Annotated in this window: 12 protein-coding genes; 9 read left to right on the plus strand and 3 right to left on the minus strand. The window is 35.5% G+C overall.

The genetic code is table 11. The features are described from left to right. Positions 1 to 14: 14 nt before the first annotated feature. Both AC07N0_RS06625 and AC07N0_RS06630 read left to right on the plus strand, forming a co-directional pair. Entirely contained in the window at positions 15 to 1,175 is a 1,161-nt protein-coding gene (locus AC07N0_RS06625; RefSeq protein WP_494588574.1) for an efflux RND transporter periplasmic adaptor subunit, read from the plus strand. 115 nt (positions 1,176 to 1,290) lie between these two features. After that, on the plus strand, positions 1,291 to 4,644 hold the full coding sequence (locus AC07N0_RS06630; protein WP_492803645.1) for an efflux RND transporter permease subunit: 3,354 nt from the start codon (positions 1,291 to 1,293) through the stop codon (positions 4,642 to 4,644). Positions 4,645 to 4,704: 60 nt separating this feature from the next. Here the strand turns inward: AC07N0_RS06630 and AC07N0_RS06635 are convergent, their stop codons facing one another. Next, positions 4,705 to 4,941: a hypothetical protein gene (locus tag AC07N0_RS06635; protein ID WP_492801668.1), complete on the minus strand. Its 237-nt coding sequence runs from the start codon at positions 4,939 to 4,941 to the stop codon at positions 4,705 to 4,707. A gap of 198 nt (positions 4,942 to 5,139) precedes the next feature. After that, positions 5,140 to 6,396 carry a T9SS type A sorting domain-containing protein gene (locus tag AC07N0_RS06640; RefSeq protein ID WP_494588575.1) on the minus strand — a complete coding sequence of 419 codons (1,257 nt, stop codon included), beginning with the start codon at positions 6,394 to 6,396 and terminating at the stop codon, positions 5,140 to 5,142. 354 nt (positions 6,397 to 6,750) lie between these two features. Between AC07N0_RS06640 and AC07N0_RS06645 the strand changes: the two genes are divergently transcribed. The 6 genes from AC07N0_RS06645 to AC07N0_RS06670 all read left to right on the plus strand — a co-directional run bounded on the left by AC07N0_RS06645 (position 6,751) and on the right by AC07N0_RS06670 (position 14,083). Then, the gene (locus tag AC07N0_RS06645) at positions 6,751 to 7,704 is read left to right on the plus strand and encodes a glycosylasparaginase (RefSeq protein WP_494588576.1); all 954 of its coding nucleotides are present in this window, start codon (positions 6,751 to 6,753) and stop codon (positions 7,702 to 7,704) included. 296 nt (positions 7,705 to 8,000) lie between these two features. Beyond that, entirely contained in the window at positions 8,001 to 8,546 is a 546-nt protein-coding gene (locus AC07N0_RS06650; RefSeq protein WP_492801673.1) for a hypothetical protein, read from the plus strand. Positions 8,547 to 8,704: 158 nt separating this feature from the next. Then, positions 8,705 to 9,847, plus strand: coding sequence for a helix-turn-helix domain-containing protein (locus AC07N0_RS06655; protein WP_494588577.1), 1,143 nt, complete (start codon positions 8,705 to 8,707; stop codon positions 9,845 to 9,847). Positions 9,848 to 9,904: 57 nt separating this feature from the next. Beyond that, on the plus strand, positions 9,905 to 10,951 hold the full coding sequence (locus AC07N0_RS06660; protein ID WP_494588578.1) for a serine hydrolase domain-containing protein: 1,047 nt from the start codon (positions 9,905 to 9,907) through the stop codon (positions 10,949 to 10,951). Positions 10,952 to 11,232: 281 nt separating this feature from the next. Continuing rightward, on the plus strand, positions 11,233 to 13,326 hold the full coding sequence (gene fusA / locus AC07N0_RS06665; RefSeq protein ID WP_492801677.1) for an elongation factor G: 2,094 nt from the start codon (positions 11,233 to 11,235) through the stop codon (positions 13,324 to 13,326). Between the two features lie 112 nt (positions 13,327 to 13,438). Then, a complete protein-coding gene (locus tag AC07N0_RS06670; protein WP_494588579.1) occupies positions 13,439 to 14,083 on the plus strand; it encodes a hypothetical protein in 645 nt (214 codons plus the stop codon). 104 nt (positions 14,084 to 14,187) lie between these two features. Here AC07N0_RS06670 and AC07N0_RS06675 read toward each other — a convergent pair whose 3' ends face one another. Further along, positions 14,188 to 15,132, minus strand: coding sequence for an AraC family transcriptional regulator (locus AC07N0_RS06675; RefSeq protein ID WP_492801679.1), 945 nt, complete (start codon positions 15,130 to 15,132; stop codon positions 14,188 to 14,190). A 283-nt stretch (positions 15,133 to 15,415) separates the two neighbouring features. On the opposite strand from AC07N0_RS06675, the gene AC07N0_RS06680 reads away from it, so the two are divergent. After that, positions 15,416 to 16,966, plus strand: coding sequence for an aldehyde dehydrogenase family protein (locus tag AC07N0_RS06680; protein WP_494588580.1), 1,551 nt, complete (start codon positions 15,416 to 15,418; stop codon positions 16,964 to 16,966). The last annotated feature ends 71 nt before the right edge of the window (positions 16,967 to 17,037 follow it).

The raw sequence follows: 17,037 nt of genomic DNA on the forward strand, positions 1-17,037 counted from the left end.
ACCATCATATCAACATGAAATATTTATTAAACAAACCAAATACCTCTAAGCTCACAGGGCTTCAATTATTATTGGTGGGGAGTATACTAACAAGTTCATTGTTCATGGCATCTTGTAGTAAACCAGATAAAAAAGCTGAATTGGCTGCTTTAAAAACAGAACAAAAAGAGCTTGATACCAAAATTAAAGCATTAGAAAAAGAACTAGGTGCTGGCGAAGATAAAGCAGAAGCTAAAGTAGTAACTGTTTCGGTAATGCCAATTCAAGCTGAAAATTTCAAACATTTTGTTGAAGCACAAGGCGTAGTTACTTCTAAAAATATTGTTCAAGTAACGCCACAAATGGCAGGTGCTATCACTGGTATTTTTATCATTGAGGGTCAGGCTGTGAAAAAAGGACAGTTAGTTGCTACGATAGACAACAATGTGTTGAAAGAAACTTTGGCTGAAATCAAAAATCAGTTAGATTTAGCTGTTACGCTATACAATAAGCAAAAAACACTTTGGGACCAACAGATTGGTACAGAAGTACAATATCTTCAAGCTAAAGCGAACAAAGAATCTTTGGAGAGACGTATCGTAACAATGGAGACTCAGTTGGCAATGACCAAGGTATATGCACCAATTTCTGGAACAGTAGAAATCGTTCGTCAGAAAACAGGTGAAATGGGTTCTCCGGGTGTACCTATTGCTCAGATTGTAAACGTAGGCGACTTGAAAATCACGGCTAAAATTGCTGATACTTATGTAGGCTCAGTAAAACAAGGTGCTACAATGACAGTGAAATTTCCAGATATCAACAAAGAGTTAAACGCAAAAATTTCAGTAGTAAATGCTGTAGTTGACCCAGTTTCAAGAACATTTGGGATTGAAGCAAACATTCCGAATTTGGGTGGAGCTTTAAAGCCAAACCAAGTAGCAATTGTTAATATCAACGATTTGACTAAATCTAATTCGTTAGTGGTTAATCAAAACATTATTCAGAAAACAGAATTAGGTGATATAGTTTACGTAGCTGTTACTGAAAAAGGTAAAAAAGTTGCACGTAGCAAAGTCGTTAAAACAGGTGTTTCTTATAATGGTAATGTTGAAATTTTAGAAGGTCTTACTACAGGTGACTTAGTAATTACTCAAGGGTATCAAGAATTAGTAGATGGAACACCAGTGGCATTTTAATCAATAGCCATCCTCACATTTACGCATTACTATCACTCAACATTTTATCATGAAAGAGCAAGAAGAAAACGAAGCCCTCACCAACGAGAAACATGGTTCGGGGGCCATATATAACATGATTGGTTGGTTAGCAACCAACCAGAAAACGGTGTATCTTTTCACCGTAGTGCTATTCATTGTCGGTATTGTAATTTATAATATTTTACCGAAAGAACAATTCCCTGATATTAAAGTGCCGCAAATTTATGTACAAACTATTTATGCAGGAACAACACCAGGAGATATTGAAAATACGATTACCAAGCCCATCGAAAAGCAAATCAAGACGATTGCTGGGGTAAAGAAAGTAAAGTCGAACTCACTACAAGATTTCTCAATTATTTTAGTTGAATTTAATCCTGATGTGAAAGTAGATGATGCTTTAAGAAAAGTAAAAGATAAAGTTGATATCGTAGAATTACCAAAAGATTTAACAAAGAAACCTGTTGTACAGGATGTTAACTTTTCGGAATTCCCGATTATGAACATCAACTTAGCAGGGAACTTCCCATTGGCTAAATTGAAAGATTTCGCAGAAGATTTACAAGATGAGATTGAAGGTTTACCAGAAATTACCCGTGTAGATATTGTAGGTGCGTTAACACGTGAAATTCAAATCAACCTTGATTTGTACAAAGCACAAGTTGCTGGACTTACTTTTAGTGATGTCCAAATGGCCATTCAAGGTGAAAACGTAAACATTTCTGGAGGAGAGCTAAGCGTTGAAGGTGTTCGTAGAACGTTAAGAGTAAAAGGCGAGTTTAAATCGATGGACCAAATCCAGAATATTCGTCTTCGTTCGTCTTTAGGGGCAATGGTTCGTTTAGGAGATGTTGCTGAAGTAATTGATAGCAGTGAAGAACAGCAAGATTTTGCTCGTTTGAATAACAAGAAAGTAGTTACGCTGAACGTCATCAAACGTGGTGGGGCTAACTTGATTGCTGCCTCTGAGAAAATTGAGGAAATTATCGCAAAAGCGAAGGAGAATCGTTTACCACAAGGTTTGGAGATTAAAATCACAGCCGATTCATCTGAAAGAACAAAAGGAGATATCAATGACTTGGTAAATACTGTAATCCTTGGGTTTATCTTCGTAGTATTAGTATTGATGTTCTTTATGGGCGTTCGTGATGCTATATTCGTTGGTTTGTCAGTTCCTTTGTCTGCTTTGTTAGCATTCATTCCTTTGTATTTCATGGGCTTTACCCTGAATACAATCGTACTTTTTGCTTTCTTGCTAGGGCTAGGGATTGTAGTGGATGATGCGATTGTGGTTATTGAAAACTCACACCGTATTTTCAACCGCTATCGTCATATATCAATTGTTGATGCCGTAAAATTGGCAGCTTCGGAAGTATTTATTCCTGTATTATCAGGAACTACTACTACGATTATGCCTTTCGTACCGTTGCTTTTCTGGCCAGGTATCGTGGGTGAATTCATGAAGTTCTTACCAATTACTTTAATCTGTACGTTGATTGCGTCATTGATTGTGGCTTATGTAATGAACCCAGTTTTTGCCGTTTCGTTTATGAAACGTCATGATGAAAACGAGCATGTAGATACAAGTGTACAATCTTTGAAGAAACCTGCTATTATATTAGCTATCTGTGCTGTGCTTGGGTATATTGTGAACTTTGGTTTAGGAAATTTCTTTGTGTTGATTCTTGCATTATACGTTTTCAACCATTTTATCCTTACGCCTAAAATCATCATTCCTTTCCAAGAAAAATCGTTGCCTGCTTTCAAGAATAATTATCAAAAATTAATCTCTTGGGTAATTACAGGCTATCGTCCAGTATTTGCAGTAATCGGAATGGTTGTTTTGTTGATAGTTACCTTTGTATTGATGGGAATTGTTCAGCCAAAAGTAATCTTCTTCCCAAGTGGTGACCCCGATTATATCTATATCTACAACAATATGCCAGTAGGTACTGATGCCCGCGTAACGGATTCGGTAACGAAAGTGATTGAGAAGAAGGTATTTGAGGTATTGAAAAAAGAAAATGCCGAAGGAATGGTTAACTCGGTGATTTCAAACGTTGGTAAAAATGCTGGTGACCCAACGAACCCAGATAGAGCGCCGACGCCACAGAAATCTAAAGTAACGGTAGCCTTTGTTAGTAAAGTTAACCGTGGAGGTATTTCTTCGGAAGTAATTTTAGATAAAGTTCGTAAAGAGATTAAAGCATTACCATTGCCAGGTTCAATTATTTCGGTAGATAGAGAAAACAATGGACCTCCGACAGGTGCGCCTATCGCAATTGAAATTGCAGGGGACGACTTTAAAGAGTTAGCAAAACTTGAAAAAGATGTTCGTCGTGTGATTGACAAATCTGGTATCAAAGGTATTGAAGAGCTGAAATCAGATTTGATTACTAACAAGCCTGAAATTATCATTGATGTTGATAAAGAGAAAGCTCAACGTGAGGGTATTTCATCAGCACAAGTAGCAATGGCTGTTCGTACTGCCTTGTTTGGTACTGAAATCTCTAAATTCAGGGATGATAAGGATGAATATCCAATTCAATTAAGAATTAAATCAGAAGATAGAAATCAGATTGAAAAATTATTGAGTTTGAATATTACTTATAGAGATATGGTAATGGGTGGAGTATTACGCCAAGTACCATTGAATTCGATTGCTAGTATTTCTTACTCTACCTCTTTCAGTCAGATTAATCGTAAGAACCAAGAGCGTTTAGTAACCTTGAGTTCAAATGTAGTACAAGGATACAACGCCAATGAGATTGTAGCAGAGATTCAGACGTTGATTGACGATATGGATGTGCCGAGTGGTTATACACTTCGCATGGGTGGTGAACAAGAAGACCAAAAAGAAACGGGATCGTTTTTAGCAGGAGCACTTGTTTCAGCAGTATTATTGATTTTCTTGGTACTGGTAATGCAGTTTAATTCTATCTCGAAACCAGTAATCATTTTTGTTACCATCTTACTTTCGTTTATCGGAGTATTACTAGGCTTTATGGCATTCGGTCAAACATTCTCAGTTATTATGTCGGGTGTAGGTATTATTGCCTTGGCTGGTATTGTGGTAAAGAATGGTATTCTATTGATAGAATTTACCGATGAATTAGTACACAGAGGTTATCCATTGAAGAAAGCTATTGTAGAAGCAGGAAGTACACGTTTGACACCTGTAATCTTGACAGCCGCTGCCGCAGTACTAGGATTAGTGCCTTTGGCAATTGGTTTGAGTATCGACTTTGTGGCAATGTTTACAGAACTAAATCCACATATTCATACAGGGTCTGATAGTGCTGCTTTCTGGAATATTTTAGCATGGACGATTATCTACGGACTTACGTTCTCTACGATTCTTACCCTTGTTATTGTTCCTTGTATGTATTACATCAACGAACGTATCAGACAGAAATACTTTGGGAAACCAGTAGTACAAGAAGTTTAGAAAAAGAAGAAGCCACAGCAGTTAAGTTGTGGCTTCTTCTTTTTTGTAAAGATGAGTTTTCTATTTTTGAAAAGAATCAACAAAAGTCTTTTTCAGTAACTTTCCTTTTTTTACTCGTTGCATTTCTTTGAAGCTTTTCTCAATATTGTCAAGTGGTTCGATTTCTCTATGTTGAGCAAAAACGCCATCAAGCTTTTTTAAGTCTTGGTATTTTTCTGTAATTACTTCCCAAACATTTATCGGTATAACTACTGCTGTGGGTTTTCCATAGGTATCGGATAAGTATTGTAATGCCATCGTCGTAATGTTTTAAAGTGATTATATTGGCGGTCGTGTAATCAAATATAACATATTTTACCGTTTTTGATAACAATGATTTTCTATTTTAAATAAGTTTTTGATAGAATAAGTAAATTTACTTATGATTTTTAGCCTTCTATAAACCGTTGGATTATGACAACATTATTTTTTATACTTAAACTTAGCAATACAGCCTTACTTAAAAACAATAACTTTATGTTCTTTAACAGCAGCACCAGTTTTTACTTTTAGTACATATATACCCAAATTCAACCCTTCTGAGGGAATAACTTTCAAGATAGTATCTGTGATAGTGTTCTTTTCAAAGGGAATATTTCTGCCGTTGAAATCAAAAAGACTCAGTTCCGATTCCTCTGCATTTTCTACTTTAACATAGAATTCAGCAGTAATAATTGGGTTAGGAAATATACCAAACGGGACATTAGCATCTGAGATAACTACCGATTGAGGAGGAAAAAACTGTTCTTTTTTATCTGTTGCTATGAGTTTTAAGCGATAGTAATTTGTGCCAAATGATGGCGTTTCATCAACAAATTGATACGTTGTTTTATTAGAAGATTCTCCCGCAGCTTTTATTTTACTGATTTGAGCATAATTAATATTATCCCTACTTCTTTCCAATACAAAATAATCACTATTGATTTCTGTAGCGGTTTCCCAATTCAATGCCACTTTATGCGTTTCTACTGACTGCGCTTTGAAAGAGGTAAGGGCACTAGATAATTGTATGAAATCATTTTTAATGATAAAATTATCAAAGTCCAATGTCGGAGAACCTGTAATGCTTTTTGTTTGAATTTTGAATTTTGTCAGATTCCCATCAAGGTTATCAAGGGGCAGGTCGTTGCTGATTAATGTAGCACCAACATACAAATCATACTTTTTGGCATTAACAAGTCCACTTCTAACACCATCATTATAGCTCATTGTCCCATTGCTATTATTAATGAAAATGGTAACAGAAATAAATGAATTAGCTAATTGGGGCGCTCCTTGAATAATAAGCGTTGAAGGAGTATTTACACCAAATTTAATGCTCATGACTGGTGAAATAGGAGGGGCTGTACTATTATCAAAATTGGCTCCATCACCAAAATAAAACTCCACCGCATTGAGGTTTTCTGCCCCGATACTGCTTGCCCTCATCGAAAATTGAATATATAAGGTAGAAGGAGTAGGTGAAAAAGCGGTGCTTCTGGTTGCTCTACAAATGGAATTATTTCCTATAAATTTTAGAGACTTCTCTCCAGTTGTATTAATTAGTACGTTAGTGAGGTAATTAAATTGACCTACCGTCGGACTATTTTCACTTTCAAAAGGTGTTTGGGAGCTTGTAGTAGCAGTTTCGAAGTTCTGATTGAAGTAAATAACTTGTGAGTGAGCCACTGTGAAGAAAAATCCCCAAAAAAGTACAATAAATGTTGATTTCATTAAGCGTGTTAGATTTAATGTTGTAGAATTTATTGTACGAAAATAAATAAATATTTTTCTGGATAAAATATTTTGTGAATTTTAAATCTCATAATCAGCTATTTATGAGATTTTTTTTAGTGAACGTACAATAATTCAAAGAATTGAGATATTTACACCCATTTTTAGGAATGCCTGCACGCTTTTTTATTAAATACTTGTGAGCATAAGATTTACTAGAGATTAATGTGATAGTTTTTATATGTTTAGATTTTTTGATAAATTGAGTAGCTATCAACAGCAAATTTATTTATCCTTTTTATTTAAAAATCTAAGCAATTGAGAAATTGCTGTTAATCAACAAATTAATTCTTCATGCAACGCAGAACCTTTATTAAACAAACAACAGCATTAACGGCACTTGCTTCTGTAAGTGCGAAAGCGACTGATAATTCAAACTTTACTAAGTTTCCGTTGGTAATATCAACTTGGAAAAATGAAAAGGCCAATTATGCCGCTTGGGAGTCACTACAGAAAACGGGTAGCGCTTTGGATGCCGTTGAGGCGGGAGCAAGAGTGCCTGAAGCCGACCCAAATGATACATCAGTAGGGTATGGCGGATTTCCAGATAGAGATGGCTTTGTTACTTTAGATGCCTGTATCATGGATGCAAAGGGAAATGCAGGTTCTGTGAATTTTTTGCAAAATATCATGCATCCTATTTCCGTAGCAAGAGCCGTGATGGAAAAAACGCCACACGTAATGTTATCGGGTGAAGGTGCCTTACAATTTGCACTTTCTCAAGGATTTAAAAAAGAGAACCTATTGACCGAAAATGCTAAAAAAGCATGGATAGAGTGGAAGAAAACATCAAAATACGAACCTAAAATTAATATCGAGCGTCATGATACAATCGGATTATTAGCTTTAGGAAATAAAGGTGAAATTTCTGGAGCTTGTACTACGAGTGGTTTAGCTTTTAAAATGCATGGTAGAGTAGGAGACTCACCCATCATTGGTGCGGCGGTTTTCTGTGATGATGAAGTAGGAGGAGCTTGTGCTACAGGGCTTGGTGAATTTGTTTTAAAAACGCTAGGTTCATTTTTGATTGTAGAATTGATGAGAAATGGAAAGACACCTCAACAAGCCTGTGAAGAAGCCATCATGAGAATTGTAAAAAGATACAATTATAAAGAATTTCAGATTGGATATCTAGCAGTGAATAAGAAAGGAGAATATGGTGCTTACGCTATCCAACCAGGCTTTAATTATACAGTGACGATAGAAGGTGTGACCAAAGTGTATGATGCTGGGTCTTATATGAAATGAGAAATTAACAAAAAAATAATTTATATAAACCAACCTTTTTTTGTTTTTTTCAGTCCTTATAAATAGTACTTACTAATACCTTTAGATTCAATAGTTTATAAGCAATTAAGTACTCAATACGTCATTAAACAAAATCATTGACCGTTTAATAAATTAAAAATGACTTAATGATAAGTCTTTTGTAATTTTCGAAAAATTATTAGTAATTTTGTCGAACAAATATAAGAAAAGTACAAAAACTTTAATTAAACTCAAGAAATTAGTAGCTTAGTAAAATAAGTGATTTCAACAAACCTATGAAAAGAATTTTAAAAAATAACCCTTTAATCGTAGTAGCAGTTTTATTGCTTTCTATAGGAACATTAATTACGTATAGTAAAAACTTAGAAGTCATAAACAACTCAAACAAAGGGTTTTTCTCAGGTAGAATCACTTTTGAAGAAAATCAAAAGCATACAATTTACTCAGATAAGGTAGAAGTAAAAAAAGGTATTGAAAGAGGGCTGAAAACTTTAGCAATAGCAATAATAGACGAAAAGACATCTGAATCAGTATTTATAAAGTTATATGATGTTCAAGAAAAAGGAACATTTTTTATCCCAGGTGAAGGTAAAGTACAAAATATAGGGAATTTGATTAAAAATGTAAACCATTTCAGAGAATTAAACAACTTTTACCAAACTACCTTAGTGAACGAAGAAGGATTGAAGAACGGAGTAGGAAGAGTTAACATTACAAAATTGACTGATACTGAAATAGAAGGAGAGTTGATTATCATCGGAAATAATTCTGAAGGAAAGCAAGCTCAATTAGAATCAGCAAGATTTAAAGCAAAGATTTAATAATAAGTATTAAAATACTTGTTAAAGATATTATATTTAGTGGTTAGGTGATACCAAAACGTCTGTGCAATTGCAACAGACGTTTTTTGTTTTGTTACCAATCCAATGAAAACTATTTATGGTTCGCTATATTTAACTTTATTAAAAAACTAAATATTATGAACCAACAATTTTCTGTATTTGAGGTAATGCTATTTGTTGGAATAGTACAAGGATGTGTAATCTCTATTTTGTTATTTTTGCAGAAGCCATTATACCTCAATAAGAAGCTATTAGCTTATATTCTTGTTGTTTTTAATATTTTATGCATCAAAATACTTCTTCATACTACCCATCTTTGGGATAATCCCTTTATACGTTATTTGCCCATTTCATTAGAATTATTGATTCCACCGATTATCTATTTTTATGCACTTTCTTTAACCAATTCATCTTTTAAATTAAGGACAAAATATCTTTGGCATTTTTTTCCTTATGCTATTTTCGCCGTGTATTCAGTAATAGTATATCTAACAGTATTGCCGATAAACACAATTATAGAAAAAGATAAATTAGCAGAGGCATTATATTTCAATGAAATCAAGGCTTTTGAAGATGTCTTATCTGTCATATCTGCTATTGTATACTGGTTATTAAGCTATCGTCAAATAGTTCATTATGATAAAATCACCTATCTGCAAACAGCAAATTCTGATGCCTCAACATTGCAATGGCTCAGAAATATCATGGTGCTTTCGGGTATTTTGATTGTTTTATTAGGCTTTAGTCTTTGGCAAAATCAGTTAGTATCATGGAAAGTTTTTCATGTTTTTCTGGCAGCGTTAATTTATTATATGGGCTTTAGAGGCTATAACATTAACCCTCTCAATATTCCCAAAGAAGTCAATTTCATATCAAGTATAGAAAAAGAGGGTAATACAGCAATGTCAAGTCCTGAACGACAGTCTGCTCAAATCGCAATTCTACAGGCCTTAGAACAAGATAAAATTTACTTAACCGTTGAATTAACCATTGACTCACTGGCAAAAAGTATAAACCTATCACCCAATCTGATTTCTTCAGTGATTAATAATGAATTGAATACAAACTTCCGAAGCCTTATCAACCGCTATCGCATTGACGAAATAAAGCAAAGACTCTTGACGAGCGATGTTGAAAAATTATCCATTGCGGGGTTAGCCTATGAATGTGGCTTTAATTCAGAAGCCAGTTTTTATCGTGTCTTCAAAGCAATAGAAGGGGTATCTCCCAAAGAATTTCTAGAAAAGCATAAAAATAATGACTCTCAAAAAATGTTTTGAGAGTTTTTTCTGAGATAGAAAGCCTTGGTTTGCAAGACAAATCAACATCTTTCGCTCATGAGAAAAATTATTTATCTAGGTATTTTCGCATCGCTACTTTTTTGTTCTTGCTCTTTGCGGTTTTTAAATGGTAAAAATAAAGCTTACCAACCACTACCTTTTAAAGAACAAATTAGTCATCCAGACAAAATCGAGGAGGCTTACGATTTCTTAAAGAATAAAACCGAATATGATGCTTTCGTAGCTATTAAAGATGACAGTATACTAGCTCAATGGGGCGAAGTAGATTTGCCTATTATGACTCATTCTGCCCGAAAAAGTATTATCAGCGTTTTGTATGGAATAGCCATAGACAAAGATATCGTTCGGCTAAATCAAACACTTGATGAATTGGGAATTGATGATAAAAAAGCTCCTTTGACAGCCCTTGAAAAAACCTGCACTATTAGAGATTTGCTGATGTCGAGGTCGGGTATTTATCTTGAAGCCTCTGGCGAGACCAAAGAAATGAAAGCATCGCGTCCGCAAAGAGGAATGCATAAGCCTGGCGAGTTTTATTATTATAATAATTGGGGGTTTAATGTATTAGGGACGATTTTAGAGACCCAAGCCAAGATGAGTATTGGGCAAATGATAGAGGAATGGCTTGCAAAGCCCTTAGGCATGGAAAAATTCAGGGCGAATCATGTGACTTATAAACAGCCTTCCTTTTCTGAACATCAACAATATATCATTTATATGACGGCCGCCGACTTAGCCCGAATAGGACTTTTGGTATTACACGAGGGAAAATGGCGAGGCAATCAAATAGTTTCGTCGCAATGGATTAAAGAAAGTACGGCATCTTATTCAGTAGTAAAAGGCAATGAGCCAATGGACCATTATGGCTATTTGTGGTTGATTGACCAAGACGATAAAACCATCTGGGCATCGGGTTGGGGAGGACAATTTATGATTATTGACCCACAAAATCATTTAGTAGTCGTTTCCAGAAATGATACTGGTCGTTCTTTGATTCAACAAGGGCTATTTATGTGGAAAGGTAAGCAAGGGCTTAAAAAGCATCATCAATTACTTTACCATTTGATGGTAGATGCTCAATAACTTTGAAACGGTTGTCAACATTCTGTAGAAATAGAGAAACAAGGGAATCAATTCCTTTATAGAATTCAGTGTTTTATTTTGTTCGGATATTTTGTATTTACCCAAGTTAATAAAAAGATATTGCACTTCGCTTTTGTATTTAACTAAGAATCAGTAATTTTGCACCCTAATTTATTAGGATAAAGGAGTACATACACGAGAACCTATATTGGTTATTCTGTTTTGTATATAAAAATTAACCTAAGAAAAACGATAAAAAACAAATAATCAACATATTAACAATGGCACGTGATTTAAAGTACACAAGAAACATTGGTATTGCTGCCCACATTGATGCGGGTAAAACAACAACAACTGAGCGTATTCTTTACTATGCTGGTGTAAGCCACAAAATTGGTGAAGTTCACGACGGTGCAGCAACAATGGACTGGATGGAGCAGGAGCAAGAAAGAGGTATTACAATTACTTCAGCTGCAACTACTGTAGGCTGGAAATACAGAGAACAAGATTACCACATTAACATTATCGATACTCCAGGTCACGTGGATTTTACCGTTGAGGTAAACCGTTCGTTACGTGTATTAGATGGTCTTGTATTTTTATTTAGTGCCGTTGATGGTGTTGAGCCTCAATCTGAAACTAACTGGCGTTTAGCAAACAACTATAACGTAGCTCGTTTAGGTTTCGTTAACAAAATGGACCGTTCTGGTGCTGACTTCTTGAATGTTTGTAAGCAAGTAAAAGAAATGTTAGGTTCTTATGCTGTGCCTTTACAATTACCAATCGGTTCAGAAGATACATTCGAAGGTGTAGTTGACTTAGTTAACTTCCGTGGTATCAAATGGAACGAGCACGATAAAGGAATGACTTTTGAAGTTGTGCCTATTCCTGAAGATATGATTGAAGAAGCGACTCAATACCGTGAGAAATTATTGGAAGCAGTAGCTGATTTTGATGAGACTTTGATGGAGAAATTCTTTGAAGATCCAGAATCAATTTCTGAAGATGAAATTTTAGCCGCTCTTCGTGCAGCAACGATTGGTATGAAAATCGTTCCTATGCTTTGTGGTTCTTCTTTCAAAAACAAAGGTGTTCAAACGATGTTAGACTACGTGATGGCATTATTGCCTTCACCATTAGACAGACAAAACACTATTGGTACTGATCCTCGTACTGAAGCTGAAATCGTTCGTCACCCTACAGTTAATGATCCATTTGCAGGTTTAGCATTCAAAATTGCAACTGACCCTTACGTAGGTCGTTTATGTTTTGTTCGTGCTTATTCAGGTGTATTAGAAGCAGGTTCTTATATTTTGAACAACCGTTCAGGTAACAAAGAGCGTATCTCTCGTATCTTCCAAATGCACGCTAATAAGCAAAATTCTATCGAAAGATTAGAAGCTGGTGATATCGCTGCGGTTGTTGGGTTTAAAGACATCAAAACAGGAGATACTCTTTCTGATGAAAAACACCCAATCGTTCTTGAATCAATGGTATTCCCTGAGCCAGTTATCGGTTATGCAATTGAGCCTAAGAAATCAGCTGACCAAGATAACTTCTCGAAAGCTATCGGTAAATTAATCGAAGAAGATCCAACGTTAAAAGTTGAATCTAACGAAGAAACAGGACAGACTATCATCAAAGGTATGGGTGAACTTCACCTTGAAATCATCATCGACCGTATGCGTCGTGAATTCAAAGTAGAAGTAAACCAAGGTGCTCCGCAAGTAGCTTACAAAGAATCATTGACGAAATCTACTGAACACCGTGAAGTTTACAAAAAACAATCGGGTGGTAAAGGTAAATTTGCCGATATCGCATTTGAAATCGGACCAAGAGAAGATGGTAAAGAAGGATTGGAATTCATCAACGCAATCGTTGGTGGTGTTATTCCAAGAGAATTTATCCCTTCAATCCAAAAAGGATTTGATGCTGCGATGAAAAACGGTGCTTTAGCTGGATATCCAATGGATTCAATGAAAGTACGTTTATATCATGGTTCTTTCCACGATGTCGATTCAGATGCGTTGTCATTCGAAATGGCGGCTCGTTTGGGTTACAAAGAAGCAGCTAAACAAGCTGGTGCCAAAATCATGGAACCAATCATGTCTGTAGAAGTAGTTACTCCTGACGAATACACTGGACCAATCACTGGTGACATGAACCGTCGTCGTGGTATGATGAAAGGTATGGATTCTAAGCAAGGTGCTGTTATCTTGAAAGCTGATATTCCATTATCTGAATTGTTCGGTTATATTACAGACTTACGTACTATGTCTTCTGGACGTGCTACTGCAAACTTAACGTTCTCTCACTATGAATTCGTGCCACAAAACTTGGCTGATGAAATCGTGAAAAAAGCGAAAGGATTGTAATTAGTAACAGTTTGCTTTAAATATAAAAACTCCCTTAAAATTGATTTTTGAGGGAGTTTTTTTGTTTGAATAAGTTTTTATAAATTTATCCACAAGCATATATCAAGTAATAATGAAAGAATATTTAAGCTACCAAAAATTTTCATCTAATGATGAGGCCATGTTATTTATAGAACTTGTGAAGGCAAATAACATTAGATTTAAAGTTGAAGACACCTCTCAAATTTTTAACCCATCAATGGCAAATAATAAGCATGAGATGAGTATAAGCATTTTAGTTCATGCAGATGATTTCTCTAAATTGGATACCATTTTAGAAAATCAAACAGCGTTATCATTAGATGATTTTGATAAAGACCATTATCTATTCAGTTTTAGTGAAGAAGAGTTAAAGGATATTCTGAGAAAACCTGATGAATGGAGTCTTCAAGACCGTATTCTTGCTCGATTAATTCTTGAAAAAAAGCAGATAATATTTTCAGATGAGCAATTGATAGATTGGAAGAATAAACGTTATAAGTTCTTAGAAAGTGAGAAAAGAAAAAATGATACAGGAAGTCATAACAATTTAATTTCAGTATTGAGTGAGGCGAGAGAAGGATTTGATACTTGGCAACAAAAAGAGATACTTACTGATGGGGCAGAAGCCCCAGTTACAGACGAAAAAAATAGAAAAAATGGACTCTTAAAATTTGTTATAGTAGCTGTAATAGCTATCATTATTATCTTATTCAAAATATTCAAACGAATTCATTGAGCATTATTTTAAAAATAAAATCATAGTTTTGAAGCCTTTCGATGATTGCATATTGATTGTTACCTGATTTTTGATTTTGTATTAATAAGTTGTTCCGTTAAACTTTATACTAGATTTTGCCCTCCCCTCAAAAAACACAATTCCTTAAACTTCCCAGGCGTGATACCTACATGCTTTTTGAAGATGATAAAAAAGTAATTGGTACTACCAAAACCCGCCTTGAAACAAGCATCGCTAATATCATTTTTGGTTTCAGCTAATAATTCCTTTGCGATTTTTATTCGCTCTTGATTGATAAAATCAACAGGTGTAATGCCTAGTTCTCTTTTGAATTGACGAAAGAAGTTAGGTTTGCTCATACAAGCCAAATCACAAAGCTTTTCGATATTCAGTTTCTCGGTGATGTGTTCTTTGATATATTGAATCACGAAGGCAAAGCGATTCGTGTTAGCATATTTCTTATAATTATCTACAATCAACACCCTTGCTTGAGTTTGCATAAGCCTGATTAACAATTCATTAATCATAAAATTGGCAAATAAATCTTTCGCAGAATTGGTTTCGGTAGAAACTTTTACAAGGCGGTCGATGGTATTGCTGACTTCCAACGAGTTTTTTAAATGGAAGGTATCTAAGTCTATCTGCCAAGATTCATGTTCTTCTACTTTGGCATATTTTTCATTTAATAGATTGACTGTTTCTTTAATTTGCTCACTTTTAATCGCAAGAGCCATACATTGCGTAGGATTCGAGAAATCAGCTTCTGGGAAATCTATCTTCATTTCCTCATTGGCTGGTACGATGACTGACTCGCCAGGGAGGTATTCAAAACCTTGTTTATCAAATAAATGCATTACTTTTTTCCCACGAAACATCGTAGTAAGCACAAAGCTATTGAACTTTAAACGGACGTCTTCGCTTTGCTGATGAGTCTCGAATATATTCAATTCAAAATTATCCAATGAATATACAGTACGGTTCTCAACGAGCGTAATTAAATCCTTTACCGGCTTGAGTGCTGGTGACTGAGGCTTATGAATCTGTTTCATTTTACTTTGATTGAACTCAATGGTTAATGGCAGCACAAGTGCTGTAAAACTTTATTTACAATAATACTAAGATGAGTTTACCCATGCAATTTGCTAAATATTAAATGATACAATTGTCAATTTTAATGATACTATTATCATGTTTATGGCAATAATTCAATATTATGTCTAAAAAATACTATGATACAATTGTCAAGGTTTGTGATATAAAAGTAAATAGTAATAGTAATAATTCAAGATAAATTTGTAAAAAATAAATCACGAAACGAATTTAATTTTTATTATGGAAAATCTTGAAGCAGAAGCTCCTGTAACTGCGAGCTCAAATACCGACAATCTTATAGCAAGACCAATTTTTAGAAATCAATACGAAAACTTTATCGGTGGAAAATGGGTAGCACCAGTAAAAGGACAATATTTTGAAAACCCTTCGCCGATTGATGCTAAAATTTTCACTAAAGTACCTCGTTCGACAAAAGAAGATGTTGATTTAGCCTTGGATGCCGCTCATGAAGCTTTTGCTACTTGGTCTAAAACTTCGGCAACCACAAGAAGCAATATCCTGCTAAAAATTGCAGATATTATCGAGCAAAACCTGATGTATTTAGCTACCGTTGAAACCATTGACAACGGTAAGCCAATTAGAGAAACGATTAATGCAGATTTACCTTTAGTAGTTGATCATTTCCGTTATTTTGCTGCTTGTATTAGAACCGACGAAGGCTCTGCTGCCGAGCATGACCCGAATACACTTTCTTTGATTATCCATGAGCCCATCGGTGTGGTTGCTCAAATTATTCCTTGGAATTTCCCTCTTTTGATGGCTACTTGGAAAATGGCTCCTGCTTTGGCAGCTGGCTGTACGATTGTGATGAAGCCAGCAGAACAAACGCCTGTAAGCATTTTGTGTTTATTAGAATTGATTCAAGACGTTTTACCTGGGGGCGTATTGAACGTAGTGAATGGTTTTGGACTAGAGGCTGGCAAGCCTTTGGCAAGCTCTACGAGAGTAGCGAAGGTTTCCTTCACAGGAGAGACTACCACAGGGCGTTTAATCATGCAGTATGCTTCTGAGAATATTATTCCTGTAACAATGGAATTGGGTGGAAAGTCACCGAATATTTTCTTCCCAAGCATCATGGATGCCGATGATGATTTCTTTGACAAATGCTTGGAAGGGGCTACTATGTTTGCCTTAAACCAAGGTGAAATTTGTACTTGTCCTTCAAGAATCCTTGTACACGAATCAATTGCTGATGCCTTTATTGAAAGAGTCATTGAGCGTGTGAATGCTATCAAAAAAGGTCATCCGTTAGACATGACTACGATGATTGGTGCGCAGGCTTCGAACGACCAATACGAGAAAATATTATCATACTTAAAAATCGGAGCGGACGAAGGGGCAGAAACACTTTGTGGAGGGGCTGCGCATTTACAAGAGGGTGATGCTGCTAATGGGTATTATATTCAACCGACGATTTTGAAAGGACATAATAAAATGCGTGTTTTCCAAGAAGAAATCTTTGGGCCTGTAGCTGCCTTAACGACTTTTAAAACGGTAGAGGAAGCCATCGAAATTGCTAATGATACGCTGTATGGTTTAGGGGCTGGTGTGTGGACACGTGATGCGCATGAATTGTATCAAGTACCAAGAGCTATTCAGGCTGGTCGTGTTTGGGTAAATTGCTATCATGCATATCCTGCTCATGCTCCGTTTGGTGGATATAAAAAATCTGGATTTGGTCGTGAAAATCATAAAATGATGCTAGATCATTATCGTTCTTGCAAAAATATGTTGATTTCTTATGATAAAAAGGCATTAGGGTTCTTTTAGGGGCTATCGGCTTTCGGTCATTGGCTTTCAGTAATATGTTTGCTTGCAGTAAGTAAAAAGCCGACATCCGA

The organism is Arcicella sp. GW821-FHT09D11, assembly GCF_059416265.1.